18 protein-coding genes are annotated in these 15,929 nt (G+C 65.3%); 8 read left to right on the forward strand and 10 right to left on the reverse strand.

Annotated elements, in window-relative coordinates:
• Positions 1-83: 83 nt before the first annotated feature.
• A complete protein-coding gene (locus ACX1DW_RS15200; RefSeq protein ID WP_458991786.1) occupies positions 84-503 on the forward strand; it encodes a UPF0158 family protein in 420 nt (139 codons plus the stop codon).
• Positions 504-506: 3 nt separating this feature from the next.
• Here the strand turns inward: ACX1DW_RS15200 and dtd are convergent, their stop codons facing one another.
• Both dtd and pip read right to left on the reverse strand, forming a co-directional pair.
• Positions 507-944, reverse strand: coding sequence for a D-aminoacyl-tRNA deacylase (dtd, locus tag ACX1DW_RS15205; protein ID WP_458991787.1), 438 nt, complete (start codon positions 942-944; stop codon positions 507-509).
• Positions 941-1,915: a prolyl aminopeptidase gene (pip, locus tag ACX1DW_RS15210; RefSeq protein ID WP_458991788.1), complete on the reverse strand. Its 975-nt coding sequence runs from the start codon at positions 1,913-1,915 to the stop codon at positions 941-943. Before pip ends, dtd begins: the two co-directional genes overlap by 4 nt.
• Positions 1,916-1,993: 78 nt before the next feature.
• On the opposite strand from pip, the gene ACX1DW_RS15215 reads away from it, so the two are divergent.
• Positions 1,994-2,419 carry a hypothetical protein gene (locus tag ACX1DW_RS15215; protein ID WP_156245422.1) on the forward strand — a complete coding sequence of 142 codons (426 nt, stop codon included), beginning with the start codon at positions 1,994-1,996 and terminating at the stop codon, positions 2,417-2,419.
• A gap of 21 nt (positions 2,420-2,440) precedes the next feature.
• Here the strand turns inward: ACX1DW_RS15215 and ACX1DW_RS15220 are convergent, their stop codons facing one another.
• The 5 genes from ACX1DW_RS15220 to ACX1DW_RS15240 form a co-directional block, all read right to left on the reverse strand.
• Positions 2,441-2,977: a lipocalin family protein gene (locus tag ACX1DW_RS15220; protein ID WP_200600652.1), complete on the reverse strand. Its 537-nt coding sequence runs from the start codon at positions 2,975-2,977 to the stop codon at positions 2,441-2,443.
• 27 nt (positions 2,978-3,004) lie between these two features.
• Positions 3,005-3,259, reverse strand: coding sequence for an outer membrane protein assembly factor BamE domain-containing protein (bamE, locus tag ACX1DW_RS15225; protein ID WP_200600654.1), 255 nt, complete (start codon positions 3,257-3,259; stop codon positions 3,005-3,007).
• Positions 3,260-3,330: 71 nt separating this feature from the next.
• Complete coding sequence (locus tag ACX1DW_RS15230; protein ID WP_200600656.1) at positions 3,331-3,933, reverse strand: DUF924 family protein; 603 nt, start codon at positions 3,931-3,933, stop codon at positions 3,331-3,333.
• A gap of 3 nt (positions 3,934-3,936) precedes the next feature.
• The gene (locus ACX1DW_RS15235; protein WP_063541628.1) at positions 3,937-4,947 is read right to left on the reverse strand and encodes a class 1 fructose-bisphosphatase; all 1,011 of its coding nucleotides are present in this window, start codon (positions 4,945-4,947) and stop codon (positions 3,937-3,939) included.
• Positions 4,948-5,129: 182 nt separating this feature from the next.
• Complete coding sequence (locus ACX1DW_RS15240; protein ID WP_200600658.1) at positions 5,130-7,580, reverse strand: glycogen/starch/alpha-glucan phosphorylase; 2,451 nt, start codon at positions 7,578-7,580, stop codon at positions 5,130-5,132.
• 204 nt (positions 7,581-7,784) lie between these two features.
• On the opposite strand from ACX1DW_RS15240, the gene ACX1DW_RS15245 reads away from it, so the two are divergent.
• Together ACX1DW_RS15245 and ACX1DW_RS15250 are read left to right on the forward strand one after the other, a co-directional pair.
• Positions 7,785-8,186 carry a YkgJ family cysteine cluster protein gene (locus tag ACX1DW_RS15245; protein ID WP_020306829.1) on the forward strand — a complete coding sequence of 134 codons (402 nt, stop codon included), beginning with the start codon at positions 7,785-7,787 and terminating at the stop codon, positions 8,184-8,186.
• A 179-nt stretch (positions 8,187-8,365) separates the two neighbouring features.
• The gene (locus ACX1DW_RS15250; RefSeq protein WP_020306830.1) at positions 8,366-8,818 is read left to right on the forward strand and encodes a thioesterase domain-containing protein; all 453 of its coding nucleotides are present in this window, start codon (positions 8,366-8,368) and stop codon (positions 8,816-8,818) included.
• A gap of 59 nt (positions 8,819-8,877) precedes the next feature.
• Here ACX1DW_RS15250 and cysQ read toward each other — a convergent pair whose 3' ends face one another.
• Together cysQ and nudE are read right to left on the reverse strand one after the other, a co-directional pair.
• Positions 8,878-9,696 carry a 3'(2'),5'-bisphosphate nucleotidase CysQ gene (gene cysQ, locus ACX1DW_RS15255; protein ID WP_156245419.1) on the reverse strand — a complete coding sequence of 273 codons (819 nt, stop codon included), beginning with the start codon at positions 9,694-9,696 and terminating at the stop codon, positions 8,878-8,880.
• Positions 9,693-10,259, reverse strand: coding sequence for an ADP compounds hydrolase NudE (gene nudE / locus ACX1DW_RS15260; protein WP_110778352.1), 567 nt, complete (start codon positions 10,257-10,259; stop codon positions 9,693-9,695). The genes cysQ and nudE overlap by 4 nt, the downstream gene beginning before the upstream one ends.
• A gap of 115 nt (positions 10,260-10,374) precedes the next feature.
• Between nudE and yrfG the strand changes: the two genes are divergently transcribed.
• The 4 genes from yrfG (at position 10,375) to ACX1DW_RS15280 (ending at position 15,378) form a co-directional block, all read left to right on the forward strand.
• Positions 10,375-11,055: a GMP/IMP nucleotidase gene (gene yrfG / locus ACX1DW_RS15265; RefSeq protein WP_063541668.1), complete on the forward strand. Its 681-nt coding sequence runs from the start codon at positions 10,375-10,377 to the stop codon at positions 11,053-11,055.
• A 169-nt stretch (positions 11,056-11,224) separates the two neighbouring features.
• A complete protein-coding gene (locus ACX1DW_RS15270; RefSeq protein WP_458991789.1) occupies positions 11,225-13,786 on the forward strand; it encodes a hybrid sensor histidine kinase/response regulator in 2,562 nt (853 codons plus the stop codon).
• Between the two features lie 113 nt (positions 13,787-13,899).
• Entirely contained in the window at positions 13,900-14,745 is an 846-nt protein-coding gene (gene fdhD / locus ACX1DW_RS15275; protein ID WP_200600665.1) for a formate dehydrogenase accessory sulfurtransferase FdhD, read from the forward strand.
• 171 nt (positions 14,746-14,916) lie between these two features.
• A complete protein-coding gene (locus tag ACX1DW_RS15280; RefSeq protein WP_102839423.1) occupies positions 14,917-15,378 on the forward strand; it encodes a YMGG-like glycine zipper-containing protein in 462 nt (153 codons plus the stop codon).
• Between the two features lie 104 nt (positions 15,379-15,482).
• On the opposite strand, the gene ACX1DW_RS15285 is transcribed toward ACX1DW_RS15280, so the two are convergent.
• Complete coding sequence (locus ACX1DW_RS15285) at positions 15,483-15,914, reverse strand: acyl-CoA thioesterase (RefSeq protein ID WP_020306837.1); 432 nt, start codon at positions 15,912-15,914, stop codon at positions 15,483-15,485.
• Positions 15,915-15,929: the final 15 nt, after the last annotated feature.

The following is a 15,929-nucleotide window of genomic DNA, read 5'->3' on the forward strand; positions in this document are numbered from 1 at the left end:
AGAGATTGGGACTGCTCACGCCTCGGCGCGCCTGCGCCGCGGCCTCGACATTCCAACGAATCCCTAAAAGAGCCGTTCTTGCCATGCGACCACTGACTATCGACATGCACCGTCTGGAATATGCTCTGGACGGACGCGACATCGCCGAGTACTACCTGGATCTCGAAAGCGGCCAAATCCGCGCGATCTTTCCCGGTGATCCTCCTCCCAGGGCTATGGAGAAGTATGACGTCAAGGAGGACCGCTACCTGCACATCGAACCGCTGGACCTCGCGCAATCGATCGCCATGCGCGAGGCCTTCCTGTTCACCCAGCACGATCCCATCGCCCATGCGGTGCTCAGCAATGCGCTCAAGGGGCGCAAGCCGCTACGCACCTTCGACTTCAAGCTGGAGGACTTCCCCGAGGTCAGGGAGGCCTGGCTGCGCTACCAGACCGTACAGCTACGCGAATACGCTATTACCTGGTTGCGCGACAACGATCTGGAACCGATGCGCCACTGAAGCTCAGCTTTCGAGGAGAAAGGTCACCGGGCCGTCGTTGGCCAGATGTACCTGCATCTCCGCGCCGAAGCGCCCACAGGCAACCAGGGGATGCTGGTCGCGCGCCTGCGCCAGCAGATAGTCGTACAGCGCCTCGCCTTGCGCAGGTGGCGCCGCGCTGGAAAAACTCGGGCGCAGGCCGCTGCGGGTGTCGGCGGCCAAGGTGAACTGCGAAACCAGCAGCAGGCCGCCGCCGATGTCCTTCAGCGACCGGTTCATCTTGCCCTGCTCGTCGCTGAACACCCGGTAGTTGAGCAGCTTGTGCAGCAGCTTGTCGGCGCGCGCCTGATCGTCTTCGCGCTCGACACCGACCAGCACCAGCAAACCCTGATCGATGGCTCCGACCACCTCGCCAGCCACCTCGACCCGCGCCTGGCGAACCCGTTGGATCAGCCCCTTCATTCGGCATCCGCCGGCGGCAGGTCGAGCAGGCGGTGGGCGATCTCACCGGTGGCACGGACCAGCGCATCGGTGATACCGACTTCCGCCGCCGAGTGCCCGGCATCGCGGATGATCTGCAGCTCGCTGTTGGGCCAGACCTGGTGCAGTGCCCAGGCGTTGTCCAGCGGGCAGATCGCATCGTAGCGGCCATGCACGATGATGCCCGGCAGGTGGGCGATCTTCGGCATGTCGCGTAGCAGCTGATCGGGTTCAAGGAAGGCGTGGTTGACGAAGTAATGGCACTCGATGCGCGCCATCGACAGCGCCCGGTGCGGATCGGCGAAGCGCTCGACGACGTTGGAGTTGGGTCGCAGCGTCGCTGTGCGGCCCTCCCAGCACGACCAGGCCTTGGCCGCGTGCATCTGGGCGATCTGATCGCTGCCGGTAAGGCGACGATAGAAGGCTGACATCAGATCATCGCGCTCCTCGGGCGGAATCGGCGCGAGGAAATCCTGCCAGTAATCAGGGAACAACCGGCTGGCGCCTTCCTGATAGAACCAGGACAGGTCCTCGGGCCGGCAGAGGAAGATGCCACGCAGGATCAGCGCGTGCACGTGTTCGGGGAAGGCCTGGGCGTAGGCCAGCGACAGCGTCGAGCCCCAGGAGCCACCGAACAGCACCCACTTGTCGATACCCAGATGCTCGCGGATGCGCTGAATGTCGGCGATCAGGTGCGCGGTGGTGTTGTTCTCCAGGCTGGCATGCGGTGTCGAGCGACCACAACCGCGTTGGTCGAAGGTGATGATGCGGTACAGGGTCGGATCGAAGAAGCGCCGGCTGATGGCGTCGCAACCACCGCCGGGGCCGCCGTGGACGAACAGCACCGGCAGGCCGTCCGGCGATCCACTCTCGTCGACGTAGAGCACATGCGGTTCTTCCACCGCCAGCTCGTGCCGGGCGTAGGGTTTGATCTCCGGATACAAGGGCTGCATGGCACACTCCTGATCTGCGGCGGGCCGGCCGGCCCGCATGACGTTTGCGGCATCATAGCGAGGTTCGGGGAGTTGAGCATGTCAGCATGGAAAATAGCGGCGCTGGCGGTACTGCTGGCACTTGTCGGCTGCGGACGGGACGATCCGCAGGCGGCGCTGCAACGCGCGGCAGAACAGCTGCAGACGAGCCTGGAGAGCAAGCAGACCGGGGAGTTGATGACGCTGCTGCATGCCGATTTCCAGGCCCAGCGACAGTACGATCAGGAATGGGCGCGGCGCACGGCGACGCTGATGTTCCTGCGCCACCGCAACGTCCGGGTGATCGCCCTGAGCCAGCGCAGCTGGATCGATGCGACTTACCCGGACCGCGGCTATACCGAGGCGCAGGTCGCGCTGACCGGCGCCGAGGCGCTGTTGCCGCAGCAGGCCGGGCACTATCAGGTCAGACTGGAATGGCGACAGGAGAACGGCAACTGGCAGCTGGCGCGCCTGCAATGGCAGTAAGGGGCGCCGAGCGCTGAACGCTCATCGCCGCCAGATCAGCTCGGAGGTGTCGTAGCCCCTGCGTTCGGCCTCGCTGAGCAGGCGCTCCCGCGTCGCCTGGTCGACCTCGGCGTCGCGCGCCAGCAGCCAGAGGTACTTGCGGTCGGGGCTGCCGACCAGCGCGGTGCTGTAGCCCTCGTCGAGGTAGAGCACCCAGTAGTGTCCCTTGGTCAGATCGGGGAACAGCCGGCTGAACCAGTTATCGAAGCGCACCCACAGTCGATCGGTGCGCCCTGCCTCCTGCGGTACCGCCTCACCCTTGGCTTCCTGCCATTCGCCATCTTCCGTCTCGCAGCGATTGGTCACCGCGACATGGCCATCATCCTTTAACTGGTAGTGCGCTTCGGAACGCAGGCAGTCACGCTGAAAGAACATCGGCAGGCGTGCCAGCTCGTACCAAGTGCCCTGGTAGCGCTCGAGGTTCACCTCACCCACGGTTTCCGGCGGCCGCTCACGCCCGCCTCCCACACAGCCACTCAACAGCATCATCAAGCACAGCAGGGCGACACTTGCACGCATCGGATATCTCCAGGGTTGCATCAGCGGTTATTGCAGCCCCTTGCCGGAAAACATCATCACCTTGTCGCCGGCGAACTGGACGCTGATGAAGCGGTTCTTCTCACCCCAGGTACAGCTGGACATGCCCAGCGCGCCGGCGCATTCCGAAGGCTTGCCGAGCAGCTTCTCCACCTCCCCCCGCTCCATGCCGGGCTTGAGCTTGGCGAAGTTCTCCTGGGTGATCGGGCTGCAGGCGGCCAGCAGAACCGTGCAGACAATCAGCAATGGGGTACGCAATGACATATCGAGCTCCTTGCTTCTTTTTAAGTTCAGCATTGCCGAGCGAGGTTTCTGCAGCACTACGGCGGCAGCACTTAGAACGACGAACCCGGCTGCTGCAGGAATGATCGTTCGGCGTCGCTGCTGCGACGTCCGAGAATGGCGTTGCGATGCGGGAAGCGGCCGAAGCGGGAGATGACGTCCCGATGGCGCTCGGCATAGTCGAGAAAGCCGGCGAACAGCACCTGCTCGTGCTCGGCAGCGATGTCGCGCAGGGCCGTGAAGTGCGCCACAGCCAGATCCTGCACCGCCAGGTTCTCCGCGTGTTCCAGCACCAGATAGATGAATACCCGCTGGATCGGCGAGAGCAGCATGTCGCCGCCATGGGCCAGTCCATCGCGGACCAACTGCTGTGCGCGCTCATCGCCGGCGAAGGCCCGCGGGGTGTCGCGGTGGATCATGCGTGGCAGCTGGTCGAGCAGCAGTACCAAGGCCAGCCAGCCCTCGGGCAGTTCGGCCCAGTCCGGCAGCTCTCCGTTCAGCGCCTGTTCGACCAGTGCACCGAAGCGTTCGCGGGCCTCGGCATCCTGCTCTGGGCGGTAACCGAACCAGAGGCGCTGCTTTTCAGCCGCGATCTCGCTTGCGCTGGTGCCCTGGCCGAACCACCAGTGGAGCAAGTCCTGCCAGGGCGCCTGCACCGGTCAGCCCTGGTGGTAGCCGGTGACGCGCTCGACTTCTTCCTTCGAGCCGAGAAACACCGGCACGCGCTGGTGCAGGGAATCCGGCTGAATCTCGAGGATGCGCTGGGAACCGGTGGTGGCGGCACCGCCGGCCTGTTCGATGATCATCGACATCGGGTTGGCCTCGTACATCAGGCGCAACTTGCCAGCCTTGTCCGGCTCGCGGGCGTCGCGCGGGTACATGAAGATGCCGCCACGGGTGAGGATACGGTGCACGTCGGCGACCATCGAGGCGATCCAGCGCATGTTGTAGTTCTTGCCCAGCGGGCCTTCCTTGCCGGCCAGCAGCTCGCTGACGTAGCGCTTGACCGGTTCTTCCCAGTGGCGCTGGTTGGACATGTTGATGGCGAACTCGGCGGTGCTCTGCGGCACGCTGAGGTTCTCATGGGTGAGCACGAAGCTGCCCAGCTCGCGGTCGAGGGTAAAGCCCATGACGCCGTGGCCGAGGGTCAGCACCAGCATGGTCTGTGGGCCGTAGATGGCGTAACCGGCGGCGACCTGTTTGGTGCCCGGCTGCAGGAAGGCTTCCTCGCCGAGAGCGTCGTTCTGGCTGAAGCAGGCATCCGGGCAGCGCAGCACGGAGAATATGGTGCCTACCGAGACGTTCACGTCGATGTTGCTGGAGCCGTCCAGCGGGTCGAAGACCAGCAGATAGGCGCCCTTCGGGTACTTGCCGGGAATCTGGTAGGCGTTATCCATTTCCTCGGACGCCATGCCGGCCAGGTGGCCGCCCCACTCGTTGGCTTCCAGCAGGATTTCGTTGGAGAGCACATCGAGCTTCTTCTGCACTTCGCCCTGCACGTTCTCGCTACCGGCACTGCCTAGTACGCCGCCCAGCGCGCCCTTGGAGACCTGATGGCTGATCGCCTTGCACGCACGCGCCACGACCTCGATGAGAAAGCGCAGATCCGCCGGGGTGTTGTTGCTGCGAGTCTGCTCGATGAGGAAGCGACTGAGGGTTACGCGTGACATGGAAATGACTCCGGAGGAAGGATAAACCCGCGCAGTTTAGCAGGCCGTAGGAAAACTAACTCCCCTCAGACCGGTTCGCCCCCCGCAGAGTTCAGCGCAGCGGCGAGCAGATTGCCAGCACGAGCGCAACGCCCCGCAGGTTCCGGCTGCCCGCCAGCGAAAAAGCGCCGGCGGGCCTGCCGTCACATCACTTTCCAGATTTCCCGGGCGTACTCGCGGATGGTGCGATCGGACGAGAACCAGCCCGTGCGCGCGGTATTGAGCACCGAGGAACGCCACCAGCGGGCCGGATCGCGCCAGCGCTCCTCGACCTCCAGCTGGGCCTGCCAGTAGGCCTCGAAATCGGCGCAGACCATGAAGGTATCGTGCCAGCTGATGCCATCAACAAGGCCGGTATAGCGCCCGGCGTCACCCGGCGAGAAGGCACCGCCGCGAATGGCCGAAAGCACCTCGGCCAGCCGCGGCGAAGCGGCGATGATGGCTTCGGCGTTGTATTCGTTGGCCTGCTTGCGCACATTCACTTCCTGCGCGGTGAGCCCGAAGATGAACATGTGCTCCAGGCCGATCTGCTCGCTCATCTCCACGTTGGCGCCGTCGAGGGTGCCGATGGTCAGCGCACCGTTGAGGGCAAACTTCATGTTGCTGGTGCCGGAAGCCTCGAGCCCGGCGGTGGAAATCTGCTCGGACAGGTCCGCCGCGGGAATGATGTCCTCGGCTAGGCTGACGTTGTAGTTGGGCAGGAACACCACCTTGAGCAGCCCGCGCACCGTGGGGTCGGCGTTGATGGTGTTGGCGATGTCGTTGGTCAGCTTGATGATCAGCTTGGCCTGGTGATAGCTGGCCGCCGCCTTGCCGGCGAAGATCTTCACCCGCGGCACCCAGTTGCCGCCCGGATCGGAGCGAATCGCCTGGTACAGCGCGACGGTGTGCAGCAGGTTGAGCAGCTGGCGTTTGTACTCGTGGATGCGTTTGACGTGCACGTCGAACAGCGCATTCGGATCGACACTGATGCCCAGCCGCTCCTGAATCACGTTGGCCAGATGACGCTTGTTGGCCAGCCGCTGTTCGGCGAAGCGCTGGCGGAACGCGGCCTGCTCGGCATAGGGCTCGAGCTCGCGCAGGCGGGTTTCCGGCTCGTCGAGGACCTCCTCGCCGAGGTGCTCCACCAGCAACTGGGTCAGCTGCGGATTGGCCTGATAGAGCCAGCGGCGGAAGGTGATGCCATTGGTCTTGCTGTTGATCCGCTGCGGATAGAGGCGATGCAGGTCGGTGAACACGGTCTTGCGCATCAGCTGCGTATGCAGACCGGACACGCCGTTGGTGCTGTGCGAACCGAGGAAGGCCAGGTTGCCCATGCGCACCCGCCGGCCGTGCTCCTCCTCGATCAACGACACCGAGCGCAGCAGCTCGGCGTCGTGGATGCCGCGCTCGCGCAGGTTGTCCAGGTGGTAGGCATTGATCAGATAGATGATCTGCATATGCCGTGGCAGCAGGCGTTCCATCAGCCCCACCGGCCAGGTCTCCAGGGCCTCGGGCAGCAGGGTGTGGTTGGTGTAGGACAGGGTGGCGGTGGTCAGCCGCCAGGCATGCCGCCATTCGTAGCTGTGCACATCGACCAGCAGCCGCATCAGCTCGGCCACGGCAATCGCCGGATGGGTGTCGTTGAGCTGGATCGAGGTGTAGTCGGGCAGGCTGTCCAGCGAGCCGCGCTGCTTGAGATGGCGGCGCAGCAGATCCTGCAGCGAGGCGGCGACGAAGAAGTACTCCTGGCGCAGACGCAGCTCCTGACCGGCCTCGGTGCTATCGGCCGGATAGAGCACCCGCGAGATGCTCTCGGCGCGGGCCTCTTCCGCCGCGGCGCCGATGTGGTCGCCGGCGTTGAAGCGCGCCAGGTGGAAGTCCGCTTCCGGCCGCGCGCGCCACAGGCGCAGCGTATTCACCCCGGCACCGCGCCAGCCGACGATGGGCGTGTCGTAGGCGATCGCCCGCACGCCCTCGGCCCAGTGCCAGAAATGCTGGACCTCGCCCTGCTCGTTGGTGGTCGCCGTGACGCTGCCGCCGAAGCCGATCAGGTACTTGACCTCTGAGCGCTCGAACTCCCAGGGATTGCCGAAATCCAGCCAGGTCTCGGTTTGCTCGTGCTGCCAGCCGTCGACGATCGCCTGGCGAAACAGGCCGTGGTCATAGCGAATGCCATAGCCGTGGGAGACCACACCAAGGGTCGCCATGCTCTCCATGAAACAGGCCGCGAGCCGCCCGAGGCCGCCGTTGCCGAGCGCCGCGTCCGGCTCCAGCAGACGGATGCGATCGATGTCCACATCCAGCCCGGCCAGCGCCTCGCGCGCCACCTCGAACAGGCCCAGGTTGCTCAGGCTGTCGACCAGCAGACGACCGATCAGGAACTCCAGCGAAAGGTAGTAGACCCGCTTCTGCCCGCCGGTATAGGCCTCGCGCGTGCAGTCCATCCAGCGGTCGATGGTGCTGTCGCGGGTGGCAAGGGCGACCGCATGGAACCAGTCATAGTCGGAAGCGTTCTCCGGATCCTTGCCCACCGAGTAGGTGAGCTTGCGCAAAACCCGCTCGCGAAAAGCGGCGACTTCTTCGGCGGTGACAGTGGCTGATTCCTGCGTCATGGACAGACCTCGGTTAGCGAAGACACACAAGAGGGACTCACGGCAGCCGCGCCCGTTCACCTCTGATTTGGCGTTTCCGAAAAGGGTTACAGGTTTCCTTTACATCTGCGCTACCGCCTGTCCGGTGGCCGGCGCCGGAAGGCACTGGTATTTGGCGCGCGAGCCGTTATGATCCGCGCGCCCAACCGCACCGAAAGACCTCCCGTGAAGACAAGACTGATCGCCTCCGCCGACCCGGAACGCCTGGAAACCTGGGTGCGCTACAGCGCCGGCCTGTGCCGCGACTGCCATGCGACCTGCTGCACCCTGCCGGTGGAGGTGCGCATCGATGACCTGATCCGCCTGGAGCTGGTGGATGCCTTCGAGCGCGACGAGCCGGCGAAGAACATCGCCAAGCGTCTGAGCAAGGCCGGCATCGTCGAGCACTTCAACCACAAGCACGAGATCTTCACGCTGACGCGCCTGACCAATGGCGACTGCCTCTACCTGGACCGCAAGACGCGTCTGTGCACGGTCTATGCCAAGCGTCCGGATACCTGCCGCAACCACCCGCGCATCGGACCGCGCCCCGGTTACTGCGCCTATCGCAGCAAGACCAACGGCTAGCGGCGCACCAGCGAACGTCACCGCCAACCGCCACGGCACCGGCCCGGGGCACGCAGGGCCGGGCGCGCAGCGGATCTGGCGACCCTGGACTAATGCCTGAACGGACTGGCCAAAGCGTGACTCAGGAGTCATGCTTGGCGTCTGTCTGTATCTTCGCAACGTTTAGGAATCTACCCGGCATGAGCCGCGATAGCCGCTACCTGGAAGCCATCCTCCATCACGACATTCCGCTGACCCGCTCGCTGGGGCTGCGTGTCGAGCGCTGGGAAAACCACGAGCTGCGCCTGCAGGTGCCGCTGCAGCCGAACATCAATCACAAGAGCAGCATGTTCGGCGGCAGCCTCTACTGCGCTGCCGTGCTGGCGGGCTGGGGCTGGCTGCATCTGCGCCTGCGCGAAGCCGGTATCGAGGACGGGCATATCGTCATCCACGAAGGCAAGATCGAATATCCACTGCCGGTGGTCGACGACGCCATGGCCATCTGCTCGGCACCGAGCCCCGAGGCCTGGGAGCGTTTCGAGGCGATCTATCGCCGGCGCGGGCGCTCGCGCCTGGAACTACACAGCCGCATCCTCGCCGCCGACGGTCGCGATGCCGTGCGCTTCACCGGGCAGTTCGTACTGCACAAGTGATCGGCTGCGCCAGGGCGGCGCAGCACATACTCTGTCGATCGCGCGCCTGGCTCGCGCGATCAGTCGCGGCCAGCCAGCTCGATCAGCATCTCGCGCCAGTCGACGCCAGCCGGCAGCGCCAGGAACGACGGATTCAGATAGCTTTCCCGCGCCTCGTAGCGCAACGGCGCACCTCCCACCTCCAGCACTTCGCCACCGGCGCCTTCCAGCACGCCCTGTGCCGCTGCGGTGTCCCATTGTGAGGTTGGCGCCAGCCTTGGATAGCAATCGGCCGAGCCTTCGGCGAGCAGGCAGAACTTCAGCGAGCTGCCGACATTGGCCAACGCCAGTTCCCCGAAGCGCTCGCGCATGCTGTTCAGCAGCTGCTCCTGCGCCGGGCTGCTGTGGCGCCGGCTGGCGACGACGGTGAAGGCTCCCGTGGGGTGCTGACGCACGCGCAAGGGCTGCGCCGCGCCATCGGCCTCACTGCGCCAGGCGCCGAAATCCTTGCCGCCGTAGTAGCAGCGTCCGGATGCCGGAATGCCGACCACGCCGAAGCGCACCTCGCCCTGTTCGATCAGGGCCACATTGACGGTGAATTCCGCGCTGCCGGCGATGAACTCCTTGGTGCCGTCCAGCGGGTCGACCAACCACCAGCGCGTCCAGCCGGCACGCTCGGCCAGCGGCACCTCGCAGTCCTCCTCGGAGAGCACCGGGATGCTGCCGTCGAGCGCCTTTAGACCATCGAGCAACACATGATGTGCCGCCATGTCCGCCGCCGTCACCGGTGACTGGTCGGCCTTGGCCTGCACCTCCAGCTCGCTGCGCCAGTGCGGCAGGATCGCCTCACCGGCCTGGCGCACCAGATCGATCACCGTCGAAAGATAAGGATGACTCATTGGCCGAACTCCCCGCGCTGGGTCAGCAGATCACGCGCCAGATAGAGCGCCGCCAGTGCGCGGCCTTCGCTGAACTGTGGATGCTGTACCAGGCTGGACAGCTCGTGCAGGCTGACCTTGTCGAGCCGCATCGGCTCGGGTTCGTCGCCTGGCAGCCGCTCTGGATAGAGATCGCGGGCCAGCACGACCTGGATCTTCTGGCTCATGTAGCCAGGTGAGAGCGACAGTTCGGTGAGCAGCTCCAGGCGCCGGGCGCCGAAGCCGGCTTCCTCCTTCAGCTCGCGGTTGGCCGCCTCCAGCACGTCCTCGCCCGGCTCGATCAGCCCCTTGGGCAGCGACAGCTCGTAGCTGTCGGTCCCGCCGCAATACTCTTCGACCAGCAGCGCGTTCTCGGCGTCGGCCAGCGCCACGATCATCACCGCGCCATAGCCGCTGCCCTTTCCGACCAGGCGCTCGTAGGTACGCTCCACGCCGTTGGAAAAGCGCAATTGCAATTCCTCGACGCGGAACAGGCGGCTGCTGGCAACGATTTCACGAGCTAGCACGGTGGGTTTCTGGCGCATGGGAAACTCCTGGAAACGCGAGCGGCTATCATAACCCGTGTTCCCGCGCTGGCCGCGAATGCTTTGCGACCAGCTGAACGCCCTGTTCGTCCCCTTCGCCGACCCGAGCCCGCCCATGACCGCCACCCTGCCCTGGCCCGACATCGACACCGTCCTGCTCGACATGGACGGCACCCTGCTGGATCTTCACTTCGACAATCACTTCTGGCTCGAGCTCTTGCCGCAACGCTACGCCGAGCTGCACGGCATCAGCCGCGCCATGGCCGAGCTGGAGCTGGCGCCGCTGTTCAACGAACACGTCGGCAAGCTCACCTGGTATTGCCTGGACTACTGGTCGCGCGAGCTGAACCTGCCGATCCGCGAGATGAAGCGTGAGATCGCCGAGCTGATCGCCCTCAGACCCAGCGCCGACGAGTTTCTCGCCGCGCTGCGCCAGGCTGGCAAGCGCGTGGTGCTGATCACCAACGCCCACCGCGACTCGTTGTCGCTGAAGCTGGAAAAAATCGAACTGGCGCCCTGGTTCGACCGCCTGATCAGCTCCCACGACTATGGCTACCCGAAAGAGGAAGCGCAGTTCTGGTATGCGCTGCGCCAGGATCTGGAGTTCGACCCGTCACGCGCCCTGTTCATCGACGATAGCCTGCCGATCCTGCGCAGCGCCCGGCGTTTTGGCATCGCCCACCTGCTCGCGGTGCGCGAGCCGGACAGTCGCCGCGCGCCGAAGGATACCGAGGAGTTTGCCGCCGTCGAGGATTATCGCGACCTGGCGAGCAGCCTGACCGGCCCGCTGGCGTGACGGCTGGCTCTGCCGTGGGCCAGCCAGAAGCCTTACACTACGCAACAATTGCCGCCGGCAGAACCGACTCAGGATGAGTTAGGGCCGAGCAACATCGAAACAGCGAACGCCGGTCGTCGAGACCCGGCATTCGCGGTTCAAAAGCCACGGATGATCGATAGGAAGTGACATGGCAGCAGTAGGCGCCGAGTTCTGGCCCCACAGTCAAAGCGAGATGAGCGAGCGCATTCGCCGGCATGCCTGGAACGAAAGCGTGCTCGGCCCGCTCGATAGCTGGCCGCAGACGCTGCGGTTGCTGCTCGACACCATCCTCGAAGCGCCGCTGCCCATGTGCATCCTCTGGGGCGATCAGGCGCTGCAGCTGTACAACGACGCCCATGCCCGGCTTATCGGCGACCGCCACCCGGCCGAACTGGGCATGCCGGCCTGCCGGCGCTGGGGCGCGACCTGGGAGCTGCTCGCCCCGGCATGCGACAGAGCCCGTCGCGGCGAGCCGCGAACGCTGCGCAACCAGCAGCTGGCGGTCGAGCGCGACGGCCAGCGGGTCGAGGCCTGGTTCGACCTGGCACTGAGCCCGATACGCAACGAGCCGCACGGCATTGGCGGATTGCTGCTGTGCCTGAGCGAAACCAGCGAACGCGTGCGCACCGAAACCCGGCTGTCGCAGACCGCCCTGCACTACAAGCTCAGTGCCGAAGTACACCGGATCAGCGAGCACCGCCTGCAGCTGGCGCTGGAGGCCAGTGACCTGGTCGGGATCTGGGATTGGGACATCCGTAGCGGTGGCATTCCGGACCATGCCGAGTTGCTGCGCATTGCACCGGTCGAGCGCTCGGGACCGACCGGACTGCGTCATCAGGCATTCTTCGAGCACGTTCATCCGGACGACATACCGCGCCTGCAGGCCGCGCTGTCGCGATGTATCGACGGCCGCGAAGAACTCGAGGTGCGCTATCGCCTGCGCAGCCCCGACGGCACCATGCGCTGGGCCCTCGCGCGCGGTCGTCGGCATTGCGACGAGCACGGCCAACCGCAGCGCTTTCCCGGCGCGGTAATGGATATCACCCGGCAACAGGCCAGCGAGGATGCACTGCGCCAGAGCGAAGCCGAGCTGAAGATGATCACCGACGCCCTCCCGGTGCTGATCGGCTATATCGACGAGGACGAGCGCTTCCGCTTCAACAATCGCTATTACACCGAATGGTTCGGCCACCCACTGAGCTGGCTGCGCGGCAGACCTGTGCGTGACGTGCTCGGTGAGAAAGCCTATGCCGAGCGACGTGACTGCATCCGTGCCGCACTGGCCGGCCAGCACGTGACCTTCGAGGCTTCCAGTCCGCATCGTGACGGGCAGCCGCGACGAATGCTGGTGCACTATCTGCCGCGTCGAGACAGCCAGGGCAAGGTGCTAGGTTTTTTCGTCATGGCGCTGGATGTCACCGAACGATGGCGCGCCGAGCAGGCCCTGCGCGAACTGAACGAGACTCTGGAAAGCCGCATCCAGGAGCGCACCCAGGCGCTGGCCGAAGTCTATGAACGGTTGCTCAAGGAAATGGCCAGCCGCGAACAGGCTCAGGAAGCGCTGCGTCAGGCGCAGAAGATGGAAGCGGTCGGCCAGCTGACCGGCGGCATCGCCCACGACTTCAACAACATGCTGACCGGGATCATCGGCGGCCTCGACCTGATCCAGCGCTATATCCAGTCCGGCCGCCATGATGAAACCCAGCGTTTCATCGACGCCGCGGTGACCTCGGCCAACCGCGCCGCGGCACTGACCCATCGTCTGCTGGCCTTCGCGCGTCGGCAGCCGCTGAATCTCAAGTGCGTCGAACTCAACCAGCTGATCGAGTCGATGCACGATCTGCTGAGCCGCACCCTGGGCAGCCATATCCGCATCAGCAACCAGCTGCAAGCCGGTCTGTGGCCGGTCTCGAGCGACGAGAACCAGCTGGAAAGCGCGCTGCTCAACCTGGTCATCAACGCTCGCGACGCGATGCCCGACGGCGGTTCCCTGCTGCTCGAGACGCGCAACGTCGAGCTTCGACAGCAGAGCGAGATAGGTGAACTGGCGCCGGGACGCTACGTCATCCTGAGCCTGACCGACAGCGGCTGCGGCATGAGCGCCAAGGTCCTGGCCAGCGTCTTCGAGCCTTTCTTCACCACCAAGCCGATCGGCCAGGGCACCGGGCTGGGCCTGTCCATGGTCTACGGCTTCACCCGCCAGGCAGGCGGGCACGTTCAGATCGCCAGCGAACCGGGCAAGGGAACCCAGGTAAGCCTCTATCTGCCGGTCTTCGACAGCCAGCCCGAGGCGATACCGCTGACCAGCGAGGTGCATGGCCCGCTGCGCGCTCGGCAGGGCGAGACGGTGCTGGTGGTCGAAGACGATCCTGCCGTGCGTCTGCTGGTTCTCGACGTGTTGCAGATGCTCGGCTACCAGGCCCTGGAAGCGGCGGATGGCAACGCCGCGGTGCGCATCCTGGAAAACACGCCCGACATCGACCTGCTGGTGACCGATGTCGGCCTGCCGGGAATGAACGGGCGCCAACTGGCGGATATCGCACGGCAGCAACGCGCCGGCCTGCCGGTCCTGTTCATGACCGGTTATGCCAGGCAGGCGGCCAGTTCGGACTTCCTCGAACCAGGAATGGACATGATCAGCAAGCCCTTCAACCTGGACGCGCTGGCCAAGCGCGTGCGCGACATGCTGGCGAAGGCCGACCAACGGTGAATCGTCTTCGGCCGGGCGGGGTCATAACCCTACCGGCTGCCGGCAACCTGATCGGCGCTCGCAGCGCAGTTGCCCGACCTCCGGCCCTGAAACCGACCCTTACGAGCCTGCCGATGAACGCGCCTTCCCGTCTGCCCGCCGGTATCGCAACGGCCACGCCAACGCCCAGCGGTGCCAGCCAGCGCTATCACTATCAGCCGATCGACGAGGCCGAACGGTGCATCGTCGACCTCGCCGAGGAATGCGCGCTGGCGATCGCCTATAACGGGCTCAATCAGGCCGTGATGATGATTTCTCCGGCGGACCTCGAGGATTTCGTCGTCGGCTTCAGCCTGGCAAACGGCATCGTCGAGTCGCCGAACGACATCTATGACATTCATCTGCACGGCCATGGCAGCGCCCGGCGGGCGGAAGTCGAGATATCCAGCCGCAGCTTCTGGCAACTCAAGCGGCAGCGCCGCCAGCTCCCCGGCAACAGCAGTTGTGGCCTGTGTGGCGTCGAAGCGCTGGAACAGGCCCTGCCGCAGCTGCCGATCATGCCTCCAGCGGCGCTGCCGCCTGCACACTGGCTGCACGACCTGCGCGAGCGCATCTCCGCTTATCAGCCGCTGGGACGCGACTGCGGCGCGGTACATGCTGCCCTGTTCATGGACAACCAGGGGACGATACGTCTGGGGCGGGAAGATATCGGTCGGCACAACGCGCTGGACAAGCTGATCGGTGCCATGGCGCGCGACGGATTGGAGGCTGCCGGCGGCCTGGCTATCGTCACCAGTCGCTGCAGCCTGGAGCTGGTGCACAAGGTTCAGCGCGCAGGCATCCCGACCCTGGTCAGCCTGTCCTCCCCCACCGGTCTCGCGACACGCTGGGCGCAGCGACACAACCTGAACCTGATTCATCTGCCGCATCGCAGCCCGCCGCGCGTCTACAGCCCGGCGGCAAGCGCCACCCGCGATTGAGCTGCTGGCGCCGCACAATCGACTTAAGACCTCCGCCCGCAACGCAAGTTCCGGCCGAAAATCAAAGAGTTAGCAAACAGGAACTGCATCACGCATTTCATCGGAAAGCCCTTGCCGGAAGCGAAGCGGCACGTGAGGATCGCGGCGCAATTCCACATATGGGATCACACCATGAAGTACGCCTCGATTTTCCTGTTGTCCACCAGCCTGCTCAGCGCAGCCGCCTTTGCCGGCAGCAACACCGAAGCCGCCGTTGGCGGTGCCCTCGGTGGCGCGCTCGGTTCCGTGGTGGGTGAGCATCTGGGTGGCTCGACTGGCGCGACCATCGGCGCCGGCGTCGGCGGTGCGGCAGGTGGCATGGTCGGCGCCGACAAGCGCAGCCGTACCGAAGCGGCCATCGGTGGTGGCCTCGGCGCGGCCGGCGGCAACGTCATCGGCCAGCAGGTCGGCGGCAGCACCGGCGGTCTAATCGGCGCAGCCGTCGGCGGCGGTGCCGGTGGCGCAATCGGCAACGCCTACGGCGACGATGATGACGACCGCTACCGAGGTGATCGCCGTTACCGCGACCGCCACTACTATGGCCCGCCCGGCAAGGCCAAGGGGCATTACAAGCATCGTCACAAACACCATTGATGCCTGAGCAGGCCGCCGGCCTGCTGCAGCATCCCTCGAGAACGCCCGGATTCGCCCTGCCGAGTCCGGGCGTTCTCGTTTCTCTGGCTCGATGAATCCAGCCGCTACGCCAGAGCCTCCAGCGCCGCGCGCAGGCGCGGCGGGATCGCCGTCGGCCGGTTGCTCGCCCGCTCGACGAAGACATGCACGAAGCGGCCCGCCGCGCTGGCCTCCTGCTCGCCCCCGCGGAAGATCGCCAGCTCGTACTGCACCGACGAGTTGCCCAGCTTGGCCACCCGCAGGCCCACCTCGATCAGGTCCGGATAGGCGATCGAGGCGAAGTAGTCGCAAGCCGAACTGACCACGAAGCCGACGATGTCGCCATCCTGGATATCCAGCCCGCCCTGCTGGATCAGGTAGTTGTTCACCGCCGTGTCGAAAAACCCGTAATAGACGACGTTGTTCACATGACCGTAGATGTCATTGTCGTGCCAGCGCGTGGTGATGGGCTGAAAGTGCTTGTAGTCGCGGCGCAGGTGTTTGGGTTGCTCGGGCATGGTCGTTCTCGCGGT

The sequence above is a fragment of the Stutzerimonas sp. KH-1 genome, assembly GCF_054483855.1.

What these genes read in the sequence shown, in the direction of transcription:
- ACX1DW_RS15200 (WP_458991786.1), top strand. Translation starts at nt 84, where the DNA reads ATGCGACCACTGACTATCGACATGCACCGTCTGGAATATGCTCTGGAC.
- dtd (WP_458991787.1), bottom strand. Translation starts at nt 944, where the DNA reads ATGAAGGGGCTGATCCAACGGGTTCGCCAGGCGCGGGTCGAGGTGGCT.
- pip (WP_458991788.1), bottom strand. Translation starts at nt 1,915, where the DNA reads ATGCAGCCCTTGTATCCGGAGATCAAACCCTACGCCCGGCACGAGCTG.
- ACX1DW_RS15215 (WP_156245422.1), top strand. Translation starts at nt 1,994, where the DNA reads ATGTCAGCATGGAAAATAGCGGCGCTGGCGGTACTGCTGGCACTTGTC.
- ACX1DW_RS15220 (WP_200600652.1), bottom strand. Translation starts at nt 2,977, where the DNA reads ATGCGTGCAAGTGTCGCCCTGCTGTGCTTGATGATGCTGTTGAGTGGC.
- bamE (WP_200600654.1), bottom strand. Translation starts at nt 3,259, where the DNA reads ATGTCATTGCGTACCCCATTGCTGATTGTCTGCACGGTTCTGCTGGCC.
- ACX1DW_RS15235 (WP_063541628.1), bottom strand. Translation starts at nt 4,947, where the DNA reads ATGTCACGCGTAACCCTCAGTCGCTTCCTCATCGAGCAGACTCGCAGC.
- ACX1DW_RS15240 (WP_200600658.1), bottom strand. Translation starts at nt 7,580, where the DNA reads ATGACGCAGGAATCAGCCACTGTCACCGCCGAAGAAGTCGCCGCTTTT.
- ACX1DW_RS15250 (WP_020306830.1), top strand. Translation starts at nt 8,366, where the DNA reads ATGAGCCGCGATAGCCGCTACCTGGAAGCCATCCTCCATCACGACATT.
- cysQ (WP_156245419.1), bottom strand. Translation starts at nt 9,696, where the DNA reads ATGAGTCATCCTTATCTTTCGACGGTGATCGATCTGGTGCGCCAGGCC.
- nudE (WP_110778352.1), bottom strand. Translation starts at nt 10,259, where the DNA reads ATGCGCCAGAAACCCACCGTGCTAGCTCGTGAAATCGTTGCCAGCAGC.
- yrfG (WP_063541668.1), top strand. Translation starts at nt 10,375, where the DNA reads ATGACCGCCACCCTGCCCTGGCCCGACATCGACACCGTCCTGCTCGAC.
- ACX1DW_RS15270 (WP_458991789.1), top strand. Translation starts at nt 11,225, where the DNA reads ATGGCAGCAGTAGGCGCCGAGTTCTGGCCCCACAGTCAAAGCGAGATG.
- fdhD (WP_200600665.1), top strand. Translation starts at nt 13,900, where the DNA reads ATGAACGCGCCTTCCCGTCTGCCCGCCGGTATCGCAACGGCCACGCCA.
- ACX1DW_RS15280 (WP_102839423.1), top strand. Translation starts at nt 14,917, where the DNA reads ATGAAGTACGCCTCGATTTTCCTGTTGTCCACCAGCCTGCTCAGCGCA.
- ACX1DW_RS15285 (WP_020306837.1), bottom strand. Translation starts at nt 15,914, where the DNA reads ATGCCCGAGCAACCCAAACACCTGCGCCGCGACTACAAGCACTTTCAG.